The sequence below is a fragment of the Plasticicumulans acidivorans genome (assembly GCF_003182095.1).
GTDB lineage: Bacteria > Pseudomonadota > Gammaproteobacteria > Competibacterales > Competibacteraceae > Plasticicumulans > Plasticicumulans acidivorans.
On the sequence record NZ_QGTJ01000005.1, the window covers coordinates 45767 to 72701 of the forward strand.

Consider the following 26935-nt stretch of genomic DNA (forward strand, 5'->3'; position numbering starts at 1 on the left):
GCGCGCCACGCCAGGCGTGTGCCGCGCGCCGCCCGCAGCCCCAAGGGCAAGTGCATGAGCAATCTCATCGAAGTGAAAGTGCCGGACATCGGCGACTTCAAGGATGTCGACGTCATCGAGGTGCTGGTCAAGCCCGGTGATGTCATCGCCGTCGACCAGTCGCTGGCGGTGCTGGAGTCGGACAAGGCGAGCATGGAAGTGCCGTCCTCGCACGCCGGCGTGGTCAAGGAAGTCCGCCTCAAGGTCGGCGACAAGGCTTCCGAAGGCAGCGTCGTGCTGCTGCTGGAAGGCGCTGCTGCGGCCGCCGCCACGCCGGCGCCGGCGGCGCCCGCCGCGGCGGTAGCGCCGGCCGCGCCGGTGGCCGCGGCGCCTGCCGCTGCCAGCCTGGTCGAGGTCAAGGTACCGGACATCGGCGACTTCAAGGACGTGCCGGTGATCGAACTCAGCGTCAAGGTCGGCGACAGCATCAAGCTCGACCAGACCCTGTGCGTGCTCGAATCCGACAAGGCGAGCATGGACGTGCCGTCGACCGCCGCCGGTGTGGTCAAGGACGTGCGCGTCGCCGTCGGCGACAAGGTCAGCGAAGGCTCGGTGATCGTCATCGTCGAAAGCGCCGGCGCTGCGCCGGCTGCCGCCCCGGCCCCGCAGGCGGCGCCGGCACCTGCGCCGGTCGCGGCCGCGCCGGCACCGGCTCCGGTCGCTGCTCCGGCGCCGGCCGCCGCGCCGGCGAAGATCGACGAAGTGGCGTTCGCCCGCGTCCACGCCAGCCCGTCGGTGCGGGCCTATGCCCGCGAGCTGGGGGTCGACCTCGGTCGCGTGCGCGGCTCCGGGCCGAAGGGCCGCATCACCCGCGAGGACGTCACCGCCTTCGTCAAGAGCGTGATGAGCGGCGCGGTGGCGCAGCCGGGGGCTGCTCCGGCGGCTGGCGGCATCACCGGCGGCGGCGAGCTCAATCTGCTGCCGTGGCCGAAGGTCGACTTCGCCAAGTTCGGCCCGATCGAGAGCAAGCCGCTGGCGCGCATCCGCAAGATCTCGGCGGCCAACCTGGCGCGCAACTGGGTGATGATCCCGGCGGTGACCTATCACGAGGACGCCGACATCACCGATCTGGAAGCCTTCCGCGTCCAGGTCAACAAGGAAAGCGAGAAGAAGGGCGGGCCGAAGCTGACCATGCTGGCCTTCCTGATCAAGGCCTGCGCCGCCGCGCTGAAGAAGTACCCCGAGTTCAACAGCTCGCTCGACGGCGACAACCTGGTGCTCAAGCAGTACTGCCACATCGCCTTCGCCGCCGACACGCCGAACGGCCTAGTGGTGCCGGTGATCCGCGACGCCGACAAGAAGAGCATCTTCGAGCTGGCGGTGGAGTCCGGGGCGCTGGCGAAGAAGGCGCGCGACGGCAAGCTCGGCCCGGCCGACATGCAGGGCGCCTGCTTCACCATCTCCAGCCTCGGCGGCATCGGCGGTACCTACTTCTCGCCGATCGTCAATGCGCCGGAAGTCGCCATCCTCGGCGTCAACAAGTCGGTGACCAAGCCGGTGTGGGACGGCAAGCAGTTCGCCCCGCGCCTGATCCTGCCGCTGTCGCTGAGCGCCGATCACCGCGTCATCGACGGTGCCGCGGCGACGCGCTTCAACGTCTACATCGCCGAGATGCTCGCCGACATGCGCCGCGTGCTGCTCTGAGCCCGCACTCGCCTGCCCGCAGCGGCGGCGTCTAAGCTGCCCGCCCCCGACGGCACGTCAGCCGGCGGGGGCGGATGTCAGCACGGTGGCTGCCGCGCAGCGGATGCAGGCAATGAATTCGACATCCCCGGCCAGGGGGCGGCCCGCAGGGGCAGGATCACGAGGAGAACAAGATGATCGAGGTGAAGGTTCCCGATATCGGCGATTTCAAAGACGTCGATGTCATCGAAGTGCTGGTCAAGCCCGGCGACAGCGTCGCCGTCGACCAGGCGCTGGCGGTGCTGGAATCGGACAAGGCGAGCATGGAAATCCCGTCGACGCATGCCGGCGTGATCAAGGAGCTCAAACTCAAGGTCGGTGACAAAGTCTCCGAAGGCACGCTGGTCGCCGTGCTCGAAGCGGCCGCCGCGGCGCCGGCCGCACCGGCTGCGGCAGCTGCACCGGCGGCTCCAGCCGCGGCGCCGGCCGCCGCCCCGCAGGCGGCCAAGTTCGCCGGCGGTGCCGACATCGAATGCGAGATGCTGGTGCTCGGCGCCGGCCCCGGTGGCTACTCGGCGGCGTTCCGCAGTGCCGATCTGGGCATGAAGACGGTGCTCATCGAGCGCTACGCCACGCTCGGCGGCGTCTGCCTCAACGTCGGCTGCATCCCGTCGAAGGCGCTGCTGCACACCGCGGCGATCATCGACGAGGCCGCCGCGCTGGCGCACCACGGCATCACCTTCGATGCACCGAAGATCGACATCGACCGCCTGCGCGGCTTCAAGGAAGGCGTCATCAAGAAGCTCACCGGCGGCCTGGCCGGCATGGCCAAGGCGCGCAAGGTCGAGGTGGTGCGCGGCTACGGCACCTTCCTCGATGCCCACCACGTCGAAGTCGAGCTGACCAGCGGCGAAGCCCAGGGCAAGACCGGCGAGAAGAAGATCGTGCGCTTCGAGAAGTGCATCATCGCCGCCGGCAGCCAGGCCGTGCATCTGCCGTTCATGCCGGACGATCCGCGGGTGGTCGACTCCACCGGCGCGCTGGCGCTCACCGCGGTGCCCAAGCGCATGCTGGTCATCGGCGGCGGCATCATCGGCCTGGAAATGGCGACGGTGTACTCGACGCTCGGCACGCGCATCGACGTCGTCGAGATGCTCGACGGCGTCATGGCCGGCGCCGACCGCGATCTGGTCAAGGTCTGGGAAAAGAAGAACGCCCACCGCTTCGACAACATCATGCTCAAGACCAAGACGGTGTCGGCCGAGGCCAGGGCCGACGCCATCTACGTCAAGTTCGAAGGCGAGAAGGCTCCGGCCGAGGCGCAGGGCTACGATCTGGTGCTGGTGGCGGTCGGCCGCAGCCCGAACGGCAAGAAGATCGCCGCCGACAAGGCCGGCGTCGCCGTCAGCGATCGCGGCTTCATCGCAGTCGACAAGCAGATGCGCACCAACGTCGCGCACATCTACGCGATCGGCGACATCGTCGGCCAGCCGATGCTGGCGCACAAAGCGGTGCACGAGGCGCACGTCGCCGCCGAGGCCGCCGCCGGTCACAAGGCCTACTTCGATGCCCGCCAGATCCCGTCGGTCGCCTACACCGACCCGGAAGTCGCCTGGGCCGGCAAGACCGAGGACCAGTGCAAGGCCGAAGGGCTCAAGTACAGCAAGGCGCTGTTCCCCTGGGCCGCTTCGGGGCGCGCCATCGCCAACGGCCGTGACGAGGGCTTCACCAAGCTGCTGTTCGACGCCGACACGCATCGCATCATCGGCGGCGGCATCGTCGGCACCGGCGCCGGTGATCTGATCAGCGAGGTCTGCCTCGCCGTCGAGATGGGTGCCGACGCCGTCGACATTGGCAAAACCATCCACCCGCACCCGACGCTCGGCGAGTCGGTCGGCATGGCCGCGGAAGTCTTCGAAGGCGTCTGCACCGATCTGCCGCCGCAGAAAAAGAAGTAAGCGCCCGGCGCTGCACACGACGGCCGCCCGCGGGCGGCCGTTTTTTTGTCCGTGCGCGGGCGGTTTTCAGTAGATCGGGTAAACGACGAAGTCGCGGATCTTGTCGGTCGTGCAGTACTGCGCGCGGATCCAGCGCTGCATTTCCGCCGGGCGCTCGTCCTGCGCCGAGAAGACGTAGATGCCGTCGTTGATGTCGAAGCACTGCGGCACGTCGTTGCGGCAGCAGTAGGCGGTGGCATGTCCCCACAACTGCTGCTGATCGCCGAAGAAGCCGATGATCGCCGCCATGTCCGGCGGGTTGCCCTGGCCGTCGGCGGCGAACACGTTGAGCGTCGCCAGATTGGCGCTGCTCAGCGGCGGTGCGCAGGCGTGGCCGTGCGGCTGCCCCCACAGCTGCAGCGTGGTCTGCGACAGGCTGTTGGCGTTGCGAAACCAGGCGTCATAGCCGAGCCCGCGCAGCGTGTCGGCTTCATCGAGGTAGGTGAGCTGCTTGCGGTAGACGGTCTCCCCGTCGAGCGTGCCGAGGTCGAAGGCGCGTCCCTTCCAGGTGGCCACCAGCCATTCATAGGAGACGCGGAAGCACACGCCGCGCAGCTTGCCGCTGCCGAATTTGCCGGTGGCGCTGATGTTGTCCTGCACGGTGGTGTGGAAGCACTTGCCGGAGTTCAGATAGTTCTCAAGATGGGTGACGCGGTGCATGGATGGCGAGGGGGCGCCGCATGAGCGCTGATCTTGAGTCCGCGGCGACGGCGCAGAGCGCCCGTGGGTCGGCTGATCGGCCGGGCGCCCGGCCCGGTAATTAGAACAGCGCAACGCGCAGTCAAGGCGCTGGCGGCGGCTGCGCAGGCTTGCGCACCGGCGGTTCGTGCCGCGTCGTGAACCAGCGGCGGTCGTGGCTTGCGCGATGTGCCTTGCGCGCGCCCTCGGTGGATCTCTGCGTTACAGTCCGTTGAAACGCTTCCCCCCCGAGCCGGAGTTCGCCGATGACCGACGCAACGCCGCCCGCCGCTGTCAGCCCCGAGGATGGAGGCACCGCCTTCGCCATCACGCTGATGGAGCACCTTGTCGTACCCACCTTCGTCCTCGATGCCGAGCTGCGCGTACTGATCTGGAACCGGGCCTGTGAACACCTGACCGGCGTGCCGGCCAGCGAGGTGATCGGCACCCGCGAACACTGGCGGGCGTTCTACGAGAGTCCGCGCCCCTGCCTGGCCGATCTGGTCGCCGAGGGCGCCAAAGGCCGCATCGAGCAGCTGTATGTGCGGCCCGAGGCGCCGCGCGAGCCGGGGCGGGGCCTGCGCGCCGAGACCTGGTGTCACATGCCGCGCCGCGGCCAGAGCCTGTATCTGGCGGTCGATGCCGGGCCGATCTTCGATGCCGGCGGGCGGCTGATCGCCGTGGTCGAAACTCTGCGCGACATGAGCGACCGCAAGCGTGCCGAAGATCAGCTGCAGCAGCTCGCCAGCCGCGACCTGCTCACCGGCCTCGGCAACCGCCACGCTTTCGATGCCGCGCTCGAACTGGAGTGGCGCAGCGGCGAGCGGGATGAAACCTCGCTGGCGCTGCTGCTGATCGACATCGACCACTTCAAGCGCTTCAACGATCGCTACGGTCATGCCGCCGGCGACGAATGCCTGAAGCGGGTGGCGGCGACCATCAACCGCTTCGCGCGCCGCGCCGGTGACCTGGCGGTGCGCTACGGCAGCGAGGCCTTCGTGCTGCTGCTGCCCGATTTCACTCGCACGCAGGCGCAGGCAGTGGCGCAGCGGGTGTGCGATGCCGTGCGCAGCCTGCGCTTCGTCGACGACGATGAGATCATCGGTGTCACCGTCAGCATCGGGCTGGCGGTATGCGTGCCGATGCCGGGCATCGAGGCCACTCTGATGCTGCAGGCGGCGGATGCCGCCCTCGACGAGGCCAAGCAGGCCGGCCGCGACCGGGTGCGTATCGGCGAGGTCTGAACGGGAGCCTCAGTCATGAAACAGGCCGCGGACGTGGCGCGCTATCGCGCCAATCTGCAGGGTGAAGTCGACAGTGCCGCGCTGTACCGGGCGATGGCGCAGAGCGCCGAAGACCCCACGCAGGCCGAGCTCTACCACAAGCTCGCTGCCGTCGAGGACGCCCATGCCGCGTTCTGGCAGCGCCGGCTGCAGACGCTCGGCGCCCCGCTCGCGGTGCGACCGGGCTGGCGCACCCGGGTGCTGATCGGGCTGGCGCGGCGTTTCGGTGCCGATTTCGTGTTGCCGGTGGCGCGTTCGCTGGAGGCGATGGACCAGGACAGCTATGACCATCAGCCGGAAAGCGCGCAGACGGCGATGCCGGCGCAGGAGCGCTCGCATGTGCGCCTGCTCGGCCAGCTGGCGCGGCGGCCGCGGCCGGGCTGGAGCGGCACCACCTATGCGCGCCTCGAAGGCCGCCACGGCGCCGGTGGCGGCAACGCGCTGCGCGCCGCGGTGCTCGGTGCCAATGACGGGTTGGTGTCGACGCTGAGTCTGGTGATGGGGGTGGCCGGCGCCAGTGCCGATTCGCACACCATCCTGCTCACCGGCGTCGCCGGCATGCTCGCCGGTGCCTGTTCGATGGCGATGGGCGAGTGGATCTCGGTGCAGAGCGCGCGCGAGCTGTATCAGCGGCAGATCGCCGCCGAGGCCGAGGAGCTGCAGCAGGTGCCGGCCGAGGAGCGCGCGGAACTCGAACTGATCTACCGCAGCAAGGGCTTCACTGAAGAAGAAGCCCACAACATCGCCGAGCGGGTGATGGCCGATCCGCAGACCGCGCTGGCCACGCTGGCGCGCGAGGAACTCGGTGTCGATCCCGAGGCGATGGCCGGTTCGCCGTGGGCGGCGGCGGCGACCTCGTTTCTGATTTTCATCGTCGGTGCGCTGCTGCCGGTGGCGCCGTTCGTCTGGCTCACTGGCGAGCAGGCGGTGCTTGCCAGTGCCGGCGCCGGCGCCGGCGGGCTGTTCCTGATCGGCGCGGCGATCACCCTGTTCACCGGCCGCAGCGCCTGGTGGTCGGGGCTGCGTCAGCTGTCGATCGGTCTGGCCGCCGCCGGCGTCACCTGGGGCGCCGGCTGGCTGTTCGGCGTCGCGCTCGGCGGCTGAGCCGGGCGCGGCCGGTTCAGGCGACGCGGGCGCGCTTGTTCGGCACGCGCAGCTGCGCGGTTTCCGACAGGCAGTGCTCCAGTTCGGCCATGCCGGCCGGCAGGTCGAGCTCGGCGCCACAGCTGCGCATGCTCGAACCGAAGGCGTGCAGCGTACGGAACAGGTTGTACTCGCGGCTCTGCTCGCCCATCTGGCCGATGCGCAGGATGTTGTGGCCGAAGGCGCCGGAGATCTCGACGTGATGCACGTGCGACATGTGCTGGCGCACGGTGTCGGCCGACACCGTCTGCGGCACGCTGATGCCGATCACCGAGTTCAGCCGCGATTCCGGCGCGACGAACAGTTGCAGGCCCATCGCCTCGATCGCCGCCTGCAGCGCCTCGGAGCAGTGGCGGTGACGCAGGAAGCGCTGCGTCAGGGTTTCCTCGCAGACCAGGTGCAGCGCCTCGTGCAGCGCGAGGATGCCCGACACCGGGGCGGTGTAGTGGTAGGACTTCTGGTTCCAGAAGTTGTCGGCGAGTTTGGCGTCCAGGCACCAGTGCGAGAGCAGGTCGGTGCGCGCGCTGATGCGATCCCAGGCACGGTCGGAAAAGGCCAGCAGCGAGACGCCGGGAATCGACGACAGACCCTTCTGCCCACCGGTGATGACGGCGTCGATGCCCCAGTCGTCCATCTGCAGCGGCATGGTGCTCAGCGTGCACACGGCGTCGACGACGATCAGGCAGCCGTGGGCGCGGGCGATGCGGGCGATTTCCTGCAGGCGCTTGTTGCAGACGGTGTTCGAGGTCTCGCCCTGGACGATGGTCATGACCTCGAAGCGGCCCTTGGCGAACAGCTCGCCGAGCTCCTCGGGCGTGGCGCAGCGCAGTTCGCTGATCTCATAGCGCGTGACCTGGCCGCCGACGCGCGTCGACATCTCCGCCAGGCGGCGGCTGAAATAGCCGTTGACCACCGACAGCACCGGCGTGCCCGGCGCGACCAGATTGCAGACGGCCATTTCCATCGCCGCCGAGCCCGGTCCGGCCACGCCCATGACATGGCCCGAGGTGGTCTGGAACACGTAGCGGGCCATCGCCTTCACCTGCTCGATCACCCGGCTCATCGTCTCGCCCAGGTGATTGATGACGATGGAGTTGGCTTCGGCGACGCGATGCGGGATCGGCACCGGGCCGGCGCCCATCATCAGCAGGGGTTCATCGGGAAGGATGTGATCGAGCGGGACGATGCCGGCCGGGTTCAGGGCTTCGACGGTCATGATTTCCTCGAGGGGGTGGAGACGATGGTCTGTCTCCGTGTCGCGGCCGGCGCATCGGGGGGAGGTCGGCTGGCGAGCGCGAAGGGCGCAGAGCATATCCGCAAACACACAACAAGTGTGTATCAAATTCACAAAATGTTGTGTGTAAACCTCTGTGCACCACGTTGATGCAAGCCGCGCTCCGCTCAGCCGGCATCGCTCCCCTGCACGCCGAGCAGGAAGCTGCCCTGGCAGTCGGAGGCCAGCGTCGTCAGCTCGGTGTCGTCTTTCAGCGCGACGCCGGATAGGCCGCGGCGGCGGCTTTCTGCCAGCAGATGGTGCAGGCGGTGCGCGGCGGCGGCGAAGCTCTGCCCGGCCGGGCGCACGTTGCTGATGCAGTTGCGCTCGGCATCGCTGCGCCCCGGGCGCGGCGCATGCGTCAGGTACAGGCCAAGGCTGTCCGGCGAGCTCAGCCCCGGGCGCTCGCCGATCAGCACGACGACGATGTCGGCCCGCAGGCCGGCGCCGATCTCATCGCCGATCGCCACGCGGCCCTGTTCGACCAGCGTCAGCGGGCCGAGCCGCCAGCCGTCGAGCCGCGGCAGGATGGCTGCCAGCATCGCCGCGGCGTGCTCGTTGACGGCACGCGCCGATAGGCCGTCGGCGATGACGAACGCCAGCTCGCAGCCCGGTGCGGCGAGGGCGTCGAGCCGCGCGCGCGAGGCCGCATCGAGCCGACGGCCGAGGTCCGGGCGCTGCAGATAGACATGGCGGTCGGCGGCGGCGCTGTGCAGTTCGATGAGGTCGAGGCCGCAGCCCTGCAGCCGCGGCAGCAGTGCGGCGCGGTCGAGTGGCAGATGCACGGCGTCGCGGGCGCGCGCGTGGTCGAGCTGAAAAGCCAGCTGCGCGGCGGTCGGCAGGCTGACGCCGGCGCGGCCGAGCGCGATGCGCGCATCGGTGTAGCGGCGCAGGGCGGTCCACGGGTTGTCGACGACCAGGGGGGCTTTGTGTTCGCTCATCGCCGGCCTCCGTTCAGTTCAGGCGTGCCAGGGCCGGCGCGAAGCGCGGCGGCAGGGTGTCGGCCGGGCGCAGCTCGGCATCGAGAATGCCGTTGGCCAGCAGCCAGTCCTCGAACTCCGGCGCCGGGCGCAACCCCTGCGTCTGGCGCAGGTAGAGCGCGTCGTGGAAGGAGGTGGTCTGGTAATTGAGCATGATGTCGTCGGCGCCGGGGATGCCCATGATGTAACTGCAGCCGGCGACGCCGAACAGCGTCAGCAGCGTGTCCATGTCGTCCTGGTCGGCTTCGGCGTGGTTGGTGTAGCAGACGTCGCAGCCCATCGGCACGCCGAGCAGCTTGCCGCAGAAGTGATCCTCCAGCCCGGCGCGGATGATCTGCTTGCCGTCGTAGAGGTATTCCGGGCCGATGAAGCCGACCACGGTATTGACCAGCAGCGGGCGGAAGCGGCGGGCGACGGCGTAGGCGCGCGCCTCGCAGGTCTGCTGGTCGACGCCGTGATGGGCGTTGGCCGACAGCGCCGAGCCCTGGCCGGTCTCGAAGTACATGACGTTGTCGCCGATGCTGCCGCGGCCGAGCGCGAGCGCCGCCTGATGCGCCTCGTCGAGCAGCGCCAGGCTGACACCGAAGCTGGCGTTGGCCGCCTCGGTGCCGGCGATCGACTGGAACACCAGATCGACCGGCACGCCGCGCGCCATCGCCTCGATCGTCGTCGTCACATGCGTCAGCACGCAGGACTGCGTCGGGATGGCGTATTCGCGGATCACCGCATCGAGCATCACCAGCAGCTCGCTGACCTGAGCGAGGTTGTCGGTCGCCGGGTTGATGCCGATCACCGCATCGCCGTTGCCGTAGAGCAGGCCGTCGAGGATCGAGGCGGCGATGCCGGTGGCGTCGTCGGTCGGATGGTTCGGCTGCAGGCGTGTCGACAGCCGCCCGCGCAGGCCGATGGTGTCGCGAAAACGGGTGATGACGCGGCATTTGCGGGCGACGGCGATCAGATCCTGCACGCGCATCAGCTTGCTGACGGCGGCGACCATCTCCGGCGTCAGGCCGGCGGCCAGCGCCGCCAGCGTGCGCTCGTCGGCCTGCGGGCCGAGCAGCCAGTTGCGGAAATCACCGACGGTCAGGTGCGCCACCGGCACGAAGGCCGCGGCGTCGTGACCGTCGATGATCAGCCGGGTGACCTCGTCGTCCTCGTAGGGGATCACCGCTTCATCGAGGAAGGTCTGCAGCGGCAGCTCGGCCAGTGCGAGCTGCGCGGCGACGCGCTCCTCGGCCGTCGCCGCGGCGATGCCGGCGAGGCAGTCGCCGGAGCGCAGCGGCGTGGCTTTCGCCAGCAGCGTCTTGAGGTCGGCGAAGCGGTAGCGGGTGCTGCCGAGGGTCTGCGTGTAGGCCATGCGGTGGACCTCGTCGCGGAACGGGCGGAAACGGCCCCGCCGCCGGTGGCGGGGCCGGTGGCTCAGTCGACCAGCGAGCGCGCCGTCTGCAGCAGCGCGTCGTCGGGGGCCGCTTCGCGCTGCTTGTGCGTCAGCCAGAAGTAGGCGTAACCGAGCAGCATGAAGCCGAGGAACAGGCTGGCGACCTGCGGGTTGAAGTAGACCATCGTCAGCAGGCAGAGCACCGCGATTGCCAGCGCCAGGCCGGGGAACAGCGGGTACAGCGGCGCCTTGAACGGGCGGGCGAGTGCGGGCTCGCTGCGGCGCAGCTTGAACAGGCTGGCCATGCTCATGATGTACATGACGATGGCGCCGAACACCGACATGGTGACGATGTTCGCCGTCAGCGTCTGGCCGCCGAAGGTGATCAGCTCATCGGAGTAGATCGCGGCGATGCCGACGACGCCGCCGGCGATGATCGCGCGGTGCGGCGTGCGGAAGCTCGGGTTGATCTTGGCCAGGCTCGGCGGCAGGTAGCCGGCGCGCGCCTGCGCGTAGATCTGGCGCGAGTAGCCCATGATGATGCCGTGGAAGCTCGCGATCAGGCCGAACAGGCCGATCCACACCAGCATGTGCAGCCAGCCGGAGTTCTCGCCGACGATGAACTTCATCGCCTGCGGCAGCGGATCATTGATATTGGAGAGCTTGGTCCAGTCACCGGCGGCGCCGGCGAAGATCATCACGCCGAAGGCCAGTACCACCAGCGTGAGGATGCCGGCGATGTAGGCGACCGGAATCGTGCGCTTCGGGTCCTTGGCTTCCTCGGCGGCCATTGCCGCGCCCTCGATGGCGAGAAAGAACCAGATCGCGAAGGGGATCGCGGCGATGATGCCGGTGAACGCCGGCAGGCCGAAGGTATCGCTGCCGGCCCAGCCGCCGGCACTGAAGTTGGCCAGCGAGAAGCCCGGCGAGACCACGCCGATGAACACCAGCAGCTCGAAGATCGCCAGCACGGTGACGAACAGTTCGAAGGTCGCCGCCAGCTGCACGCCGAGGATGTTCAGCGTCATGAACAGCAGGTAGGCGCCGACCGCGGCGGTCTTCGGGTTCAGCTCCGGAAACTGCACGTTGAGGTAGGCGCCGATCGCCATCGCGATCGCCGGCGGCGCGAAGACGAATTCGACCAGCGTGGCGGCACCGGCGACGAAGCCGCCGCTCGGGCCGAAGGCGCGGCGGGCGTAGGCGAACGGGCCGCCGGCGTGCGGGATCGCCGTGGTCAGCTCGGTGAAGCTGAAAATGAAGCTCGTGTACATCAGCGCGACGATGACCGTCGTGATGAAAAAGCCCAGCGTGCCGGCGGTGGCCCAGCCGTAACTCCAGCCGAAATACTCGCCGGAAATCACCAGGCCGACAGCGATGCCCCACAGGTGCCAGGCACCCAGGGTCTTTTTCAATGAAGGGTTTGCAGCATCGGTTTGCATTGATTCACTCCGGGGTGAGGAAAACGGCGCGGGGCGCGGCGCACAACTCCCTGGAACGCAGCGCGGCGTGATGCTGCACTGCAGCGATACAAGGACGATGCCATTGCCTGGAAGTGGCTGATTGGTAATGTTTTGCCGACTGACGCAGCGCGTGTTGTGATGTGAAGGCTGCTTCGGCAGCGAGCGCGCCCGCCCGTCCGGCGCGCTGCAACGGGGCGGCGGCGTTCGTTTTGTCGTTTCTGGATGACGCTGGTGCGTTGCCCCGGCGTGACAGGCCGTGCAAGGTGGCGCGCCCCCGGCGGGCAAGTCGGCGCTGCCGGGTCTATGAATGCAGCTGTCAGGCGGAGCGAGGCGCCCGCGCGACAGGGGCGGGGCGTCCATTCAGGGATCGGTTTTCTTCACGGATGAAGCAAAGTGAACAGAGTGTTGGCATCGGTATTCCGCGTCGATCTGCATCGACTGATTCTGCTGATGGCCGTGTCCGTCGCGCTGTTCACGCTCGCCAACGGCCTGTATGCCAGCTATCGCGTGCAGCGGCAGATCCTGATCGACAACACGCTGGAGAGTAACCGCGCCTATGCGGTGAAGCTGGCGGCGATCACACAGAACTTCCTCGACGAAGCGCATCAGCAGCTGGCCTACAGCGCCGCCATGGCCGCCGGACAGTTCGGCAGTCGCGAGCGGCTGCAGCGCGAGGCGGAGCGTCTGCACCGCCAGTCCGACAACTTCAATTCGGTGCTGTTTTTCGATGCCTCGGGGCGCGTGCTGGTGACCGCACCGGAGACGCTGCCGCTGCGCGACCAGGTGCTGAACACTCCGGGTGTCAGCGAGGCGCTGCTTGAGCGCAGGCTGCTGGTCAGTCAGCCGTATGTCTCGACGCTCGGCAATCTGCTGGTGTTCATCTCCGCGCCGGTGATCGATGGCACGGGCCGTTACCTGGGCCTCGTCGGTGGCACCATCTATCTGAAGCAGCAGAACGTCCTGCACAGTCTGCTCGGCGAGCAGTATTACCGTGACGGGTCCTATCTGTACGTGGTCGACTACACCCGGCGGCTGCTGTATCACCCGGAGATCACGCGGGTCGGCGAGCAGATCGGTGCCAATCAGGTGATCGACGCCGTCCTGCGTGGCCAGGTCGGGCAGATGAGCGCACGCAACAGCCAAGGCACCGACATGCTGGCCGGCTACGCCGCGGTGCCGGAAACCGGCTGGGGCGTGGTCGTGCAGCGGCCGCTGCATGCGGCGTTGGCACCGCTCGACGCCCTGATGCTCGACGTCCTGCGCAACACCCTGCCGCTGGCGCTGCTGACCATGCTGTTCATCTGGTGGTTCGCCCGCCTGGTGTCGCTGCCCCTGCAGCAGCTGGCGGATCACGTGCGCGAGCTGGAGCAGCCGACGGTCGCCGGCTACATCCGCGGTGTGCATTCCTGGTACTTCGAGTCCGCCGAGCTCAAGCGCGCGCTGCTGGTGGGGATCGACCTGCTGCATCAGCGCATCAGCCAGCTGGCGCGCGACGTTCAGCTCGATCCGCTGACTGGCCTGTGCAACCGCCGCGTCTCTGAAAACGTGCTGGCGACCTGGCAGGCCGAGCAGCGCGTGTTCGCCGCGGTGTTCCTCGACATCGACTGGTTCAAGCAGATCAACGACACCTACGGTCACGACATTGGCGATCAGGTGCTGCAGCACCTGGCGCGCCTGATCCGCGAGTGCACGCGCGATGTCGACGTACTGTGCCGCACCGGCGGTGAAGAGTTCCTCATCCTGCTGCCCGACATCACCCCGGACGCCGCGCTGCTGATCGCCGAGCGTTTGTGCCGGCAGATCGCACGGGGCACCATCGATCCGGTCGGGCAGGTCACGGTGTCGCTCGGTGTGGCGCACTGTCCATTCCACGCCAGCGAGGCCGGCGCTGTGCTCAAGGCGGCCGACCGGGCGATGTATCAGGCCAAGCGCAGCGGGCGCAATCGGGTGGCCGTGGCGCGGACGGTACTGCACGATATCGCCTGAACCGCCTGAACCGCCTGAACCGCCTGAACCGCCTGAACCGCCTGAACCGCCTGAACCGCGGGTTGGCGGTCGGGCCTGCGGATACGGTCTAATGCGCGGTCCGTTTTCCCGGGTGTTTCCGCGATGGCTCTCAAGGCAACCGTGTTCAAGGTCGAGCTGCAGCTCGCCGATCTCGATCGGCATTACTACGCCGACCACGCGCTGACACTGGCGCGCCATCCTTCCGAGACCGATGAGCGGCTGATGCTGCGCCTGCTCGCCTTTGCCGCGCAGGCCGACACCGCGCTCGCTTTCGGTCGCGGCCTGTGCGAAGCCGACGAGCCGGCGCTGTGGCGCAAGGATCTGAGCGGCAACATTGAGCTGTGGGTCGAGCTCGGCCAGCCCGACGAACGGCGCCTGCTGCGCGCCTGCGGCCTGGCGCGGCAGGTGGTGGTGTGGGCTTACGGCGGCGGCGTCGAGCTGTGGTGGAAGCAGGCCGCCGAGCGCCTCGAACGTGCGCGCAATCTCAGCGTCTGGCAGCTGCCGCCAGCGCAGACCCAGGCGCTGGCTGCCCTGGCCGAGCGCACGCTGCAGCTGCAGTGCACGATCCAGGAGGGCCAGTTCCTGTTCAGCAGCGCGCGCGGCGCCGTCACCCTCGAACCCCGGTGTCTGCGCGCCACCGACGGCGGAGTGTTGTGATGAGCGATCTCGACCGCGCCCCGCTCGGCAAGCCTGTCCGCTACGCCAGTCACTACGATCCCACGCTGCTGTGCCCGATCCCGCGCCAGCTCAAGCGCGACGAGATCGGCCTGCCGGCCGGCACGCCGCTGCCGTTCCACGGCCTCGATCTGTGGAATGCCTACGAACTGTCGTGGCTGCTGCCCTCGGGCAAGCCGCAGGTGGCGCTCGCTGAATTCCGCGTGCCGGCCAGCTCGCCGAACATCATCGAGTCGAAGTCGCTGAAGCTCTACCTCAACAGCTTCAACCAGACCCGTCTGGCCGCGCGCGCGGCACTGCTGGCGCGGCTGCAGACCGACCTCAGCGCCGCCGCCGGCGCAGCGGTCGGCGTCGAGCTGATCGGGCCGGAGCGCTTCGCCGCGCTCGACTTCGGCGAGCTGGACGGTGAATGCATCGACGATCTCGACGTGACCATCGAGCACTACCAGCCGGCGCCGCAGCTGCTGCGCGCCGACTTCAGCGCCGCGCCGGTCGCCGAGACGCTGTGCTCGAACCTGCTCAAGTCCAACTGCCTGGTCACCGGCCAGCCGGACTGGGCCAGCGTGCAGATCCGCTACCGCGGCGCACCGATCGACCGCGCCGGCCTGCTCGGCTACCTGGTGTCGTTTCGCGAGCACAACGAATTCCACGAGCAGTGCGTCGAGCGCATCTACATGGATCTGCTGCGCCAGTGCCGGCCGCAGGAACTCCGTGTCTATGCGCGCTACACGCGCCGCGGCGGCCTCGACATCAATCCGCTGCGCAGCAGTGACGCCGCTGTGACCGCCGTCAATCCACGAGGCGCCCGTCAATGAGGCATCATCACAGTTGACCGTGCACAAGGCGCACCTATGTTGTGCATTGAGCATGCATATGATTGGGCAGGGAGATTGAGGGTGGCCGAGTTCAACATCCGTCCCGCCGGCGAGGCGGACATTCCGTTGCTGGCCCGGGCCATTGGCCAGGCGTCGGGCGGCTACGCGCGTATCGGCTGGTTGCGGCGGCAGGATGAATTCCCCGGTGTCGAGCCCGAGCTGATCGGCGCGGCGTTGTTCGCCCGCCGCGAGCCGCCGTTCGACTGGCGCAATGCCGTCGTCGCCGAGCTCGATGCCGAGCCGGTGGCGGCGATGTTGATGCAGGCCAGCCGCTGCCCCTGCGGCTGCCGCAGCGAGCAGCGCCCCGACGCCGCCAATCTGCTGTCGCCGGTGTGCATGTCGGTGCCGGGTTCGTGGTTCATCGTCGGCATGGCGGTGCTCGAACCGTGGCGCAATCACGGTTTTGCCGGCCGCCTGCTGGCGCACGCCGAACGCACCGCCCGCCGCGGCGATTATCCGAGCCTGAGCCTGATCGCCTTCGAGCGCAGCCCGGCGACGCGGCTGTACCTGCGTCACGGTTTCGGCATCGTCGACCGCCGCTCGGTGATCCCGCATCCGCTGCTCGAATACAGTGGTGATGTGCTGCTGATGGCAAAGACGCTGGGCTGAGGCCCGGCGCAACGTCCGCGCCGGGGCGCGGTCGAAACAGAGCCGGCCGGCGGGCCGGCGGGTCGGGCGGCCGCCGGCGGCGACCGTCCGCTGCTTCCCCACAAGGCTGCGGCCGGGGGGCGCGCATGCGTCGCGTCACACAAGTCTGTCTGCTGCTGATCCTGTTGCTCGGCCTGCTGCCACTGACGCATGCGGCCGCACCGCCGCGCCTGGGCGAGCTCGGTGGTGAGGTATCGTTCCTGCGCCCGGGCGCCGGTGACTGGTCGGCAGCGCTGCGCAACACGCCGCTGGCGGCGGGCGACGCGCTCTACAGCGCGGCGCGCAGTGAATTCGAAATCCAGCTCGGCGCGCGGGCTTTCGCGCGTGCCGCCGAAAACACCCAGCTCACCTTCGGCACGCTCGATGAGCGCCAGCTGCAGCTGCGCGTCGCCGGCGGCCGGCTGGCGCTGGATCTGGCGACGCTGCCGGCCCGGCGCGTCGAGGTGGTGACGCCGGCAGCGAGCGTGCTGATCGAGCGCGCCGGCTATTACCGCTTCGAGGTCGATGCCGACGGCACGCGGCTGATCACCCGCCGCGGCGGCGAGGCCGATGTCGTGCTGGCCAACGGCCGCGGGCTCGCCGTTGGCAGCAATGCGCTGCTCGATATCGCCGTCGATGCCGAGGAGCTGCCGGCGCCGCAGTACGCGCCGGCGGCCGATGACTGGGACCGCTGGAACTTCGAACGCTCGGCGACGCTGCTCGCCGACAGCGACCCGCGCCTCGACGATTCGCTCTACGGCAGCGGGGATCTCGATCGCTACGGTCGCTGGATCGATGACGTCAACTACGGCGAGGTCTGGCTGCCGAGCGGCGTCGGCGCCGACTGGGCACCGTACAGCGACGGGCGCTGGATCTATGACCCGGCGTATGGCTGGAGCTGGATCGACGCCGCGCCCTGGGGCTGGGCGCCGTTCCACTACGGCCGCTGGGTGCGCGTCGGCGGTGACTGGGGCTGGGCGCCGGGGCCGCGCACGCGCCGGCCGGATTACGCCCCGGCGGTGGTCGGCTGGCTCGGCCCGCCCGGTGGCGCCGCGGTCGGCTGGGTCGCGCTCGGCTGGGGCGAGCCGCTGCTGCCGTGGTGGGGGTCTGCTCGCGGGCGGCCGTGGTGGGGCGGCTGGGGGGGGCCGCGGCATTTCGATGGCGAACGCTTCGATCCGCGCCGCCCGCGTTACGTCCACGCCGAACGCGAGCGCGCCGTGGTGTTCGCCCCGCGCGCCGGTTTCGTCTCCGGTGCGCGTGATTACCGCCGGCTGCCGCCGCAGCAGAGCGGCGACTGGCAGCCGTTTGCCCGCGGCATCGACGCCCGGCCGCTGCCCGGTGGCTACGCCGGCGGCGCGTCGCGCGGGCCGCGGCCGCCGCATGACGGGCGACGCCCCGAGGGCGCGGCGCGCATGCCGGCGGCGCCGGTGCCGTGGCTGCCGCACCGCGAAGGCGCCCCGCGGGACATCGAGCGCACGCCGCAGCGGCTCAATCCGCTGCCGCCGATGACGCCGCCGCGCGAGCGTTTCGGCACCGTGCCGCCCCGTGATCAGCCGCGTCCGCCTGCCCGCGAACCCGCGTACCAGCCGCCGGCGCGGCTCAATCCGCTGCCGCCCGACTACGAGCGGCGGGCGCGCGACGGCTGGCAGGGGCCCGGCTACGTACCGCCGCAGGGCCGTTCGCAGCGAGACGATCCGCACCCGCGCTGGCCCGGCGGCATGCCGGTGGCACCGCGTCCGGCACCGCGCTACGAGCCGGCGGCGCCGGCGCCGCGTGGCTTCCCCGATGCCGGCCGCGATCGTCATCAGAGCGAGCGCATGCCGTCGCAGGTGCAACAGCGGGAGCCGCCGCGGCCGCGCGCAGAGCCGCCGCGTCGCGAAACCCGGATCGATCCGCCGGGGGCGCCGCGCCCGCAGGAGCTCAAGCCGCGGGTCGACCGCAGCATCCTCAACGGCTGCGGCCAGGGGGCGAGCTGTCGCTGAGGGGAGGGCAGCGTTGCGTCGAGATTTTTGTTGCCGCCCGGGCAACTTTCGCCGACGCTGCCGGTCCTTCGGGGCAATCCAGTCCCGCAGCGAGGCAGCGCGATGGCCAACAAGAAGCCCGCCCGGCAGGAGCCCGGGCAACGGGGGGCGATCAGTCACCCGATCCTCAAGGAAGTGCGCACACCGAAGTACCGGCAGCGCATCGTCGAAAGTGCAGTGCGCTACCAGCGCCGGCCGAAAAACGAAAAGTCCCGTTCGCGGGACTTTTCTTTTTTGGGGCCGCACAGCGTGCGCCGCGGTGATCGTGTCAGCCGGTGTCGGCGGCGGCGGGCGCACGAACTTCCGGGCTGGACCACACTCTCGACGGCGACGCCGGCCGGCGCGCTTCGTTCAGGGAGAACCGTTCATGTCCATGCTTCGTACCTTGCTCGCCCTTGCCTGCGCCTGCGCACCGCTCGCGGTGACGGCGGCGGAATCGTCGCCCGACTGGGGTATCGTCGATGACGGCAGGGCCGCGCCGGCGCGGCGACCGGCCACGGCCGATGACGCCTACCGCGCCGCCATCGAGCGCGTCACCGGCATGGTGCGCGACGGTGAGCTGGTGCGCCGCGTGCAGAGCCGCGGCCTGGCGCTGGTCGATCTGACCTGGGAGGACACCGGCCGCAGCCCCGGTTCGGCGCTCGGCCCGAACATCAGCGACCTGACCTTGCAGGTGCGTCGCGAGGATGCCCGCGGCTGGCAGAGCGCGCTGATGCCGGTGATCCGCTACCCGAATTTCAGCGATCGCACCGGCGACGTGCCGGCCGACAAGTTCTTCGTGCGGGTCGGCAACGAGCGCGGCGCGCCGCTGCGGGCGGTGCCATTGCTCGACGTGCTGAGCGAGCTGCGTTCCTGGGCCTCGGTGCCCGATAGTCTGAAGGGCGCCAACGATCTCACCGACCCGCGCGACACGCATTTCCTGGTCAGCGCGCAGGCGGTGTTCATGCCGGTGCCGGCCGCCGGCAAGGCGACCTTCAATCCGGTGGTGTTCAATTACCAGTCGGCGCCCGGCTCACCGGCGGTGCTGACGCTGCTGGTCACCCGCGAAGGCACCAGCCTCCGCGTCATCGACAACAGCCGCGAGGACCGCGCGCTGCGCCACGGTCAGGAGCTGTATTTCAACGCCAACGGCGAACGCGCTGCGCTGACCGCCGAGCGCCTGAGCGACGTCAAGGCGCGCATCGAAGGCCAGGGCGGCGCGCAGAACGCCGGCGAGCGCACTGCGCTGGCACGCGGCGCCGACATGCTGATGCTGGTGCAGGTGCCGCTGAAGCATCGCAACCGCGGCGTGCTCTGGGGGCTGCCGGTGCCGACGGCCGCGATGCCGGCACCGGCGCCGGCGGCCGCGGAAAAATCGCGCGGCAGCGACGTCGAACAGGCGGTGCTCGGCCACGGCCCGCTGCTCGGCCCCTACCGCGAAGGCAGTGGCGACAAGCTCGAACGCGACCCGAACTTCCCGATCCGCATCACCGTGCAGTTCTACAAGGCGACCAGCAACGGCATCGTCGATGACGCCGACCTCGACGCGATCCAGCGTTCGATCGCCGCGGTCTACAACCATGCCGACTACGTCGGCTCGCTGGTGGTGCCGGAGGGCGATCCGAACCGGCCGACCAGCTGGTGGCCGCGCCGCCCGGCCGACTGGCCGTGGTGAGCGCGCATAATCCGCGTACTGTCATCACAGGGAGTCGTCGATCATGCCGCGCTTCGCCGCCAACCTCAGCCTGATGTACACCGAGCACACCTTTCCCGAACGCTTCGCCGCGGCGGCAGCCGACGGCTTTCACGGTGTCGAGTACCTGTTCCCCTACGCCTGTTCGGCGGCGGAACTGGCGATACAGCTGCGTGAGCACCGTCTGGAACAGGTGCTGTTCAACCTGCCGCCGGGCGACTGGGACGCCGGTGAGCGCGGTCTGGCCTGCCTGCCCGGCCGCCACGTCGACTTTCGCGACAGCGTCGAGCTGGCGCTCGACTACGCCGCCGCGCTCGGCTGCCGGCGGCTGCACGTGATGGCCGGCGTGGTGCCGGCCGGCAGCTCGCGCAGCGTCTGCCGGCAGGTCTACGTCACCAATCTGCGCCATGCCTGCATGCGCGCGGCGACTCACGGCGTCACGCTGCTGATCGAGCCGATCAACCCGCGCGACATGCCGGGCTATTTCCTCAACCGTCAGGACGAGGCCCACGCCATCGTCGCCGAGGTCGGTGCCGACAATCTGCAGGTGCAGATGGACCTCTACCACGCGCAGATCGTCGAGGGCGATCTCGCCACCGCGCTGCGCCGCTATCTCGCCGGCATCGGCCATATCCAGATCGCCGGCGTCCCTGAGCGCCACGAGCCGGACCGTGGCGAGATCAATTATCCCTACCTGTTCGAACTGCTCGACACGCTCGGCTACCGCGGCTGGGTCGGCTGCGAATACCGCCCGCAGAACGGCACCCGCAGCGGCCTCGGTTGGCTGCACACCTGGCGCGCCGCGCATCCCGAGTAGCCCGGCTTCCCGCGGGTGATGGGGCAGGGCGGGCAACCGCCCTGCACGCGCCGGCGGCGCGACCCCGCGCGGAGCCTCGCCACCGCGTCGCTCATTGCGCGTCCCATTTTTTCCGGTGCCGAGGGCGTGCCGTCTGTAAGCGTCTGTTTCAGCGGCATAGTGTCAGGGGGAAGGCGCGTGCCGCGCCGGCTCACTGCGGTCCGGCGACGCCGGTCACCCGCTCCAGCGCCGGCAGCAGGCGCTCGCTCCAGCCATTGCCGCCGATCACCGTCGCCACCGCCTGCCCGTCGACCAGCAGCACGAAGGCCGGCGTCGGCCGCGGCAGCGCCGCGGTGTCGAGCGCCAGTCCCGTCGGCAGATCCGCCGCCCGTGCCGGCTCACGGAAGCTCGCGCGCACCGACTCCAGCAGACGCACCCGCTGCGCCAGCGCCGAGTCCATGAACGCCGGCCGCTGCTGTGCCTCCCAGGCGCGGCAGTACGGGCAATCCCGCGCACCGAGGTACAGCACCGCAATCTCCCGCGCCGCCACCGGCACCGCCGCCGCGATCGCATCCGCCCCCGGCCCCGGCGACTGCCCGCGCAGCCCCAGCCAGACCAGTGCGGCGACGATCAGCAGTTGCAGGATGGGCTTGCGGGGCATGGGTGCTGACTCAGGGGGCGGGGTGGCAGGTGGGTTTCATGAAGTGTGGGAGCAGGCATTCCGATCGTGATCTTGCCCGATTACGGCGTATTTCCCCGCTCCCGTAGAAATTCCCCCAGCACCCGTCCGGTATGCGAGTGCGCCTGTGCGGCGATCAGGGTGTCGGGCGGACCCTGGACGACGATTTCGCCGCCGGCGTCGCCGCCTTCGGGGCCGAGGTCGATGATCCAGTCGGCTTCGGCGATCAGGTCGAGGTTGTGCTCGATCAGCACCACGGTGTTGCCGGCGTCGACCAGGCGGTGCAGCACGCGGGCGAGTTTTTCGACGTCGGCCATGTGCAGGCCGACAGTGGGCTCGTCGAGCACGTAGAGCGTGTGCGGGCTGCTGCGGCCGGTGCGCAGGCTGGTCTTGACCTTGGCCAGCTCGCTGACCAGCTTGATGCGTTGCGCCTCGCCGCCGGACAGCGTCGGGCTGGGCTGGCCGAGCGTCAGGTAGCCGAGGCCGACGTCCTGCATCAGCTTCAGCGGGTGGTGCACCGGCGGGTGCGCGGCGAACACCTCGACCGCGTCGTCGATGCTCAGCGCCAGCACTTCACCGATGCTCAGACCGCGCCAGCGCAGCTCGCGGGTTTCGCTGTTGAAGCGGGCGCCGCCGCAGGCTTCGCAGGGCAGCTTGACGTCGGGCAGGAAGTTCATCTCCACGCGCACGCTGCCGTTGCCCTCGCACACCGGGCAGCGGCCGGCGGCGGTGTTGAAGGAAAAGCGCCCCGGCCCCCAGCCGCGGATGCGCGCTTCCTGGGTGTCGGCGAACAGCTTGCGGATGTGATCCCAGAAGCCGACGTAGGTCGCCGGGCAGGAACGCGGCGTTTTGCCGATCGGCGTCTGGTCGACTTCGAGCACGCGGGCGACGCCCTCCCAGCCGCGCAGGATGGCGCAGCCGAGCAGCTCGACGGCGACCGCCGGCGCATCGCGCTTGCGGCCGCGCGCTTCGAGCAGCGCGTGCAGGTTGGTGAACAGCACGTCGCGGGCCAGCGTCGACTTGCCGGAGCCGGAGACGCCGGTGGTGACGATCAGCCGGCCGAGCGGGAAGCGGGCGCAGGCGTTCTTCAGGTTGTGGCGCGTGGCGCCGAGCAGCTCGATCGCCGGCTGGCCGGCTTCGACGGCGCGGCGCGGCTGCAGCGGGTGGCGCAGCGGCGCGGCGAGGAAGCGGCCGGTCAGCGAGGCCGGATTGGCCGCCAGCTCGGCCGCCGTGCCCTCGGCCACCACGTCACCGCCGAGGCGTCCGGCGCCGGGGCCGAGGTCGATGACGTGATGGGCGCGGCGGATGGTGTCCTCGTCATGCTCGACCACCAGCAGCGTGTTGCCCTTGGCTTCGAGCTGTTCGAGCACGTCGAGCAGGATGCGGTTGTCGCGCGGGTGTAGGCCGATGGTCGGCTCGTCGAGCACGTAGGCCACGCCCTGCAGATTGCTGCCGAGCTGCGCGGCCAGGCGGATGCGCTGCGCTTCGCCGCCGGACAGCGTCGGCGCACCGCGCGCCAGCGTCAGGTAGCCGAGGCCGACTTCCTGCAGAAAGCTCAGCCGCGCGCGGATCTCGGCGAGCAGATCGCGGGCGATTTCCGCCTCGCGGCCGTCGAAATCGACACCGTCGAAGAACGCCGCGACCTCGCGCACCGCGCGCGCCGTCAGCTGGCCGATCGACAGCCCGCGCAGACGCACCGCGCGCGAGACGCGGTTGAGCCGCTCGCCGTGGCAGCTCGGGCAGGGGGTGTCGTCGCCGCGGGCATCGAGCCAGTCGTCGATGGCGCGATCGCTCTGCTCGGCGCTGAGCTCGTCCCGGCTCTGGTAGCCGCGCAGGCTGACGCCGGTGCCCTGGCACTCCGGGCACCAGCCGTGCGGGCTGTTGAAGGAAAACTGCCGCGGGTCCGGCTCGGCGAAGCTCAGTCCGCAGCTCGGGCAGGCGCGCTTGGTGGAAAACACCGCGACCCCGTCGTCGCTGAGCACATGGACCACGCCCTTGCCGTGCGCCAGCGCCGCATCGAGCGCGCGGCGCAGCGCGGCCTCGTCGGCGGCATCCGGCACCAGCTCGGCGACCGGCAGCTCCAGCGTGTGCTCCCTGAAGCGGTCCAGCCGCGGCCACGGCGCCACCGGCAGCCATTCACCGTCGACGCGCAGCCGCGTGTAGCCCTTGCCTTTCGCCCACTTGGCGAGGTCGGTGTAGAGGCCCTTGCGGTGGATCACCAGCGGCGCCAGCAGCGTCAGCGGCCGCCCGCGCCAGTCGCGCAGCAGGCGGGCGGCGATGGCGTCGGCGCTCTGCGGCTCGATCGGCACGTTGCAGTCCGGGCAGAACGCCGTGCCGAGCTTCATCCACAGCAGGCGCAGGAAGTGATAGACCTCGGTCAGCGTCGCCACCGTCGACTTGCGCCCGCCGCGCGACACGCGCTGCTCGATCGCCACCGTCGGCGGAATGCCGTGGATCGCGTCGACGTCCGGCCGCGCCGCCGGCTGCACGAACTGGCGGGCGTAGGCATTCAGCGACTCCAGGTAACGCCGCTGCCCCTCGTTGAAGACGATGTCGAACGCCAGCGTCGATTTGCCGCTGCCCGACGGCCCGGTGACCACGGTAAAGCCGCGGTGCGGGATGTCGACGCTGATGTTCTTCAGATTGTGCTCGCGCGCGTGCAGCACCTGGATGGCGTCCGGTGCCGCGGCGGCTGGCGGCGGCGCGGCGGTGAACGAGTAGGCGGCGCTCGCCTCGCCGACGGCGCCGGCCGGCGCCGGCAGGTTCTGGGCGGCGAGGCGCGCCATCTCGCGCTGGTAGTCGCGCAGGGCCTGGCCGGTGTGCGAGCCGGGGTGGGCGATGATCGCGGCTGGCGGGCCGGCGCAGACCAGCGTGCCGCCGGCGTCACCGCCTTCCGGGCCGAGATCGACGATCCAGTCGGCGGCGGCGATGACGTCGAGGTTGTGCTCGATCACCAGCAGGCTGTGGCCGGCGGCGAGCAATTGCTCGAAGGCGCGCAGCAGGCGGGCGATGTCCTCGAAATGCAGGCCGGTGGTCGGCTCGTCGAAGATGAACAGCGTGCCGGCGCGGGCGGCCTCGGCGTTGCGCCGCTGCTTGCGCGCGGCCTGGGCGGCGGCGACCAGGTGGCCGGCGAGCTTGAGGCGCTGCGCCTCGCCGCCGGACAGCGTCGGCACCGGCTGGCCGAGGCGCAGGTATTCGAGGCCGACGTCGGCCAGCGGCTGCAGCGCGCGCACCGCCTCCTGACCGCCTTTGAGCGGGGCGAAGAAGTCGATGGCCTCGGCGACCGTCAGTTCCAGCACCGCGGCGATCGAGTGTCCGGCCAGTTCGACTTCACGCACCTCGGCGCGGTAGCGGCTGCCGTCGCAGTCCGGGCAGCGCAGGTAGACGTCGCTGAGGAACTGCATCTCGACGTGCTCGAAGCCCGAGCCGGAGCAGGTCGGGCAGCGGCCCTTGCCGGCGTTGAAGCTGAAGGTGCCGGCGGTGTAACCGCGCTCGCGGGCGGTGTCGGTGGCGGCGAACAGTTTGCGGATGGCGTCGAAGGCGCCGACGTAGCTCGCCGGATTGGAGCGTGCGGTCTTGCCGATCGGGCTCTGGTCGACGAGGACCACGGCGCCCAGCTGCTGCGCGCCGCGCAGTTCGCGGAAGGCGCCGGGGGCTTCGACCGGCTGGCCGAAATGCTTGGCCAGCGCCGGATGGAGCACGTCCTGCACCAGCGTCGACTTGCCGGAGCCGGAGACGCCGGTGATGCACACCAGGCGGCCGAGCGGCACGGCGAGGTCGAGCTGGCGCAGATTGTGTTCGCTGGCGCCGAGCAGTTCGAGGCGCGGCGTGTCCGGCCCGACCGCGCGGTGGCGCTGGCCGGCGGCGACCTGCCGGCGGCCGAGCAGGTAGTCGGCGGTCAGCGAGTCGTGCGCCCGCGCCAGCTGCTGCGGGCGGTCGAAGAACATCACGCGGCCGCCGCGCGCGCCGGGACCGGGGCCGATGTCGAGCAGGCGGTCGGCGGCGAACATGATCTGCGGATCGTGCTCGACCACCACCAGCGTGTTGCCCTGCGCGCGCAGCCGCTGCATCACGCCGACGATGCGGCCCATGTCGCGCGGATGCAGGCCGATCGACGGTTCATCGAGCACGAACAGAGTGTTGACCAGCGAGGTGCCGAGCGCGGTGGTCAGGTTGATGCGCTGCACCTCGCCGCCGGAGAGCGTGCGCGACTGGCGGTCGAGCGTCAGGTAGCCGAGGCCGACGTCGCACAGGTAGCGCAGGCGCTCGCGCACCTCGCCGAGCACCATGTCGGTGGCCTCGTCGAGCGGCGCTGGCAGCGTCACCGTGGTGAAGAACTCGCGCAGGCGGCCGATCGGCAGCAGCATCAGATCGTGCAGGCCGAGGCCGGGCAGGGTTTCGAGCACGGCGCGGCGATAGCGCACGTGGCGCGGCAGGAAGCGCGCCGCCGGTGCCAGCACCGCATCGGCGTCGGCGCGGCTGCCGAGGCGAAAGTCCAGCGCCGCCGGCTGCAGGCGCGCGCCGGCGCAGACCGCGCACGGCGTGTAGGCGCGGTACTTCGACAGCAGCACGCGGATGTGCATCTTGTACGCCTTGCTTTCGAGCCAGTCGAAGAAGTGGCGCACGCCGTACCACAGCCGCGGCCAGGAGCGCTCCCAGCTGACCCAGTCGGCATCGCCTTCGAGCACCCACTGACGGTGCTCGGCCGGCAGCTCGCGAAACGGGATGTCGAGCGCCACGCCGTGCCGCCGGGCGTATTTGACGAGGTCCTGCTGGCACTCGGCGAAGCTTTCGGTCTGCCAGGGCTTGATCGCGCCTTCGGCCAGCGTCTTGCCTTCGTCCGGCACCACCAGGCCGAAGTCGACGCCGATGACGCGGCCGAAGCCGCGGCAGGTTTCGCAGGCGCCGAGCGGTGAGTTGAAGCTGAAGCTGCTCGGCGTCGGCTCGCTGTAGTGGATGTCGCAATCCGGGCAGTGCAGGTCGGTCGAGTAGCGCCACACCGTGGCGCTGTCGTCGGCGAGGTGCACGTCGACGCGGCCGCGGCCGTGCTGCAGCGCCGTCTCCAGCGCCTCGTGGACGCGGGCGCGCTCGGCGTTGCCCAGGCGCAGGCGGTCGGCGACCACGTGCAGCAGGCCCGGCGCGCGCGCATGCACGCGGGTAAAGCCCTGCTGGGCGAGAAACCCTTCCATCTCCGCTTCGCTGAACTGCGCCGGCTGCGCCAGCGGAAAGGTGACGATCAGCCGCGGATCGCCGGCTGCCGCCGCGCGCGTGCTCAGGTCGGCGAGGATCGAGTCGGCCGAATCGCGGCGCACCTCGCGGCCGCAGCCGTGGCAGTGCAGGTGCGCGGTGCGGGCGAACAGCAGCTTCAGGTGGTCGTTGAGCTCGGTCATCGTGCCGACCGTCGAGCGCGAGGTGCGCACCGGATTGGTCTGGTCGATGGCGATCGCCGGCGGGATGCCGCTGATCGCATCGACCTGTGGCTTGTCCATGCGATCGAGGAACTGGCGGGCGTAGGGGCTGAAGGTCTCGACGTAGCGGCGCTGGCCTTCGGCGTAGAGCGTGTCGAACACCAGCGAGGACTTGCCGGAGCCGGAAACGCCGGTGACCACGGTCAGCTGGCCGGTCGGGAAGTCGATGTCGAGATTGCGCAGATTGTTCTGGCGCACACCGCGCAGGCGGATGACGGCGGGCGCGGCAGGGGTGCGGGGATCGTTCATGGGGGAGCGGGG

The 26935-nt window shown here is 70.0% G+C and carries 18 protein-coding genes; 11 read left to right on the forward strand and 7 right to left on the reverse strand.

Annotation, left to right across the window (positions count from 1 at the left end; all coding sequences use genetic code 11):
* The first annotated feature begins 54 nt into the window (after positions 1-54).
* Both aceF and lpdA read left to right on the forward strand, forming a co-directional pair.
* Positions 55-1683, forward strand: a complete 1629-nt coding sequence (gene aceF, locus C7443_RS09625; RefSeq protein WP_110018652.1) for a dihydrolipoyllysine-residue acetyltransferase — start codon at positions 55-57, stop codon at positions 1681-1683.
* A 173-nt stretch (positions 1684-1856) separates the two neighbouring features.
* On the forward strand, positions 1857-3620 hold the full coding sequence (gene lpdA, locus C7443_RS09630; RefSeq protein WP_110018399.1) for a dihydrolipoyl dehydrogenase: 1764 nt from the start codon (positions 1857-1859) through the stop codon (positions 3618-3620).
* Between the two features lie 66 nt (positions 3621-3686).
* Here lpdA and C7443_RS09635 read toward each other — a convergent pair whose 3' ends face one another.
* Complete coding sequence (locus C7443_RS09635; RefSeq protein ID WP_110018400.1) at positions 3687-4319, reverse strand: hypothetical protein; 633 nt, start codon at positions 4317-4319, stop codon at positions 3687-3689.
* Between the two features lie 284 nt (positions 4320-4603).
* Here C7443_RS09635 and C7443_RS09640 point away from each other — a divergent pair, with 284 nt between their 5' ends.
* Together C7443_RS09640 and C7443_RS09645 are read left to right on the forward strand one after the other, a co-directional pair.
* Positions 4604-5581, forward strand: a complete 978-nt coding sequence (locus C7443_RS09640) for a sensor domain-containing diguanylate cyclase (RefSeq protein ID WP_246004610.1) — start codon at positions 4604-4606, stop codon at positions 5579-5581.
* 15 nt (positions 5582-5596) lie between these two features.
* Positions 5597-6724, forward strand: a complete 1128-nt coding sequence (locus tag C7443_RS09645) for a VIT1/CCC1 transporter family protein (RefSeq protein WP_110018401.1) — start codon at positions 5597-5599, stop codon at positions 6722-6724.
* Between the two features lie 16 nt (positions 6725-6740).
* Here the strand turns inward: C7443_RS09645 and C7443_RS09650 are convergent, their stop codons facing one another.
* The 4 genes from C7443_RS09650 to eat form a co-directional block, all read right to left on the reverse strand.
* Positions 6741-7979 (reverse strand): pyridoxal-phosphate-dependent aminotransferase family protein, encoded by a 1239-nt coding sequence (locus C7443_RS09650; protein WP_110018402.1) that lies wholly within the window; start codon positions 7977-7979, stop codon positions 6741-6743.
* Between the two features lie 185 nt (positions 7980-8164).
* The gene (gene eutC / locus C7443_RS09655; RefSeq protein WP_110018403.1) at positions 8165-8977 is read right to left on the reverse strand and encodes an ethanolamine ammonia-lyase subunit EutC; all 813 of its coding nucleotides are present in this window, start codon (positions 8975-8977) and stop codon (positions 8165-8167) included.
* Between the two features lie 13 nt (positions 8978-8990).
* On the reverse strand, positions 8991-10373 hold the full coding sequence (locus C7443_RS09660) for an ethanolamine ammonia-lyase subunit EutB (RefSeq protein WP_110018404.1): 1383 nt from the start codon (positions 10371-10373) through the stop codon (positions 8991-8993).
* Between the two features lie 62 nt (positions 10374-10435).
* Positions 10436-11833, reverse strand: a complete 1398-nt coding sequence (gene eat, locus C7443_RS09665) for an ethanolamine permease (protein ID WP_110018405.1) — start codon at positions 11831-11833, stop codon at positions 10436-10438.
* Positions 11834-12247: 414 nt separating this feature from the next.
* Between eat and C7443_RS09670 the strand changes: the two genes are divergently transcribed.
* The 7 genes from C7443_RS09670 to otnI all read left to right on the forward strand — a co-directional run bounded on the left by C7443_RS09670 (position 12248) and on the right by otnI (position 20548).
* Positions 12248-13840 carry a GGDEF domain-containing protein gene (locus C7443_RS09670; RefSeq protein ID WP_342774225.1) on the forward strand — a complete coding sequence of 531 codons (1593 nt, stop codon included), beginning with the start codon at positions 12248-12250 and terminating at the stop codon, positions 13838-13840.
* Between the two features lie 123 nt (positions 13841-13963).
* Entirely contained in the window at positions 13964-14518 is a 555-nt protein-coding gene (locus C7443_RS09675; protein ID WP_110018406.1) for a YaeQ family protein, read from the forward strand.
* Positions 14518-15351: an NADPH-dependent 7-cyano-7-deazaguanine reductase QueF gene (gene queF / locus C7443_RS09680; RefSeq protein WP_110018407.1), complete on the forward strand. Its 834-nt coding sequence runs from the start codon at positions 14518-14520 to the stop codon at positions 15349-15351. Before C7443_RS09675 ends, queF begins: the two co-directional genes overlap by 1 nt.
* An 81-nt stretch (positions 15352-15432) precedes the next feature.
* Positions 15433-16020: a GNAT family N-acetyltransferase gene (locus tag C7443_RS09685; RefSeq protein WP_170123568.1), complete on the forward strand. Its 588-nt coding sequence runs from the start codon at positions 15433-15435 to the stop codon at positions 16018-16020.
* Positions 16021-16145: 125 nt separating this feature from the next.
* Positions 16146-18020: a DUF6600 domain-containing protein gene (locus C7443_RS09690; RefSeq protein WP_110018409.1), complete on the forward strand. Its 1875-nt coding sequence runs from the start codon at positions 16146-16148 to the stop codon at positions 18018-18020.
* A 406-nt stretch (positions 18021-18426) separates the two neighbouring features.
* Positions 18427-19713, forward strand: coding sequence for a hypothetical protein (locus C7443_RS09695; RefSeq protein WP_110018410.1), 1287 nt, complete (start codon positions 18427-18429; stop codon positions 19711-19713).
* Between the two features lie 43 nt (positions 19714-19756).
* A complete protein-coding gene (otnI, locus tag C7443_RS09700) occupies positions 19757-20548 on the forward strand; it encodes a 2-oxo-tetronate isomerase (protein ID WP_110018411.1) in 792 nt (263 codons plus the stop codon).
* Between the two features lie 190 nt (positions 20549-20738).
* On the opposite strand, the gene C7443_RS09705 is transcribed toward otnI, so the two are convergent.
* Together C7443_RS09705 and uvrA are read right to left on the reverse strand one after the other, a co-directional pair.
* Entirely contained in the window at positions 20739-21188 is a 450-nt protein-coding gene (locus C7443_RS09705) for a thioredoxin domain-containing protein (RefSeq protein WP_110018412.1), read from the reverse strand.
* Positions 21189-21268: 80 nt separating this feature from the next.
* Positions 21269-26923 (reverse strand): excinuclease ABC subunit UvrA, encoded by a 5655-nt coding sequence (gene uvrA, locus C7443_RS09710; RefSeq protein ID WP_110018413.1) that lies wholly within the window; start codon positions 26921-26923, stop codon positions 21269-21271.
* Positions 26924-26935: the final 12 nt, after the last annotated feature.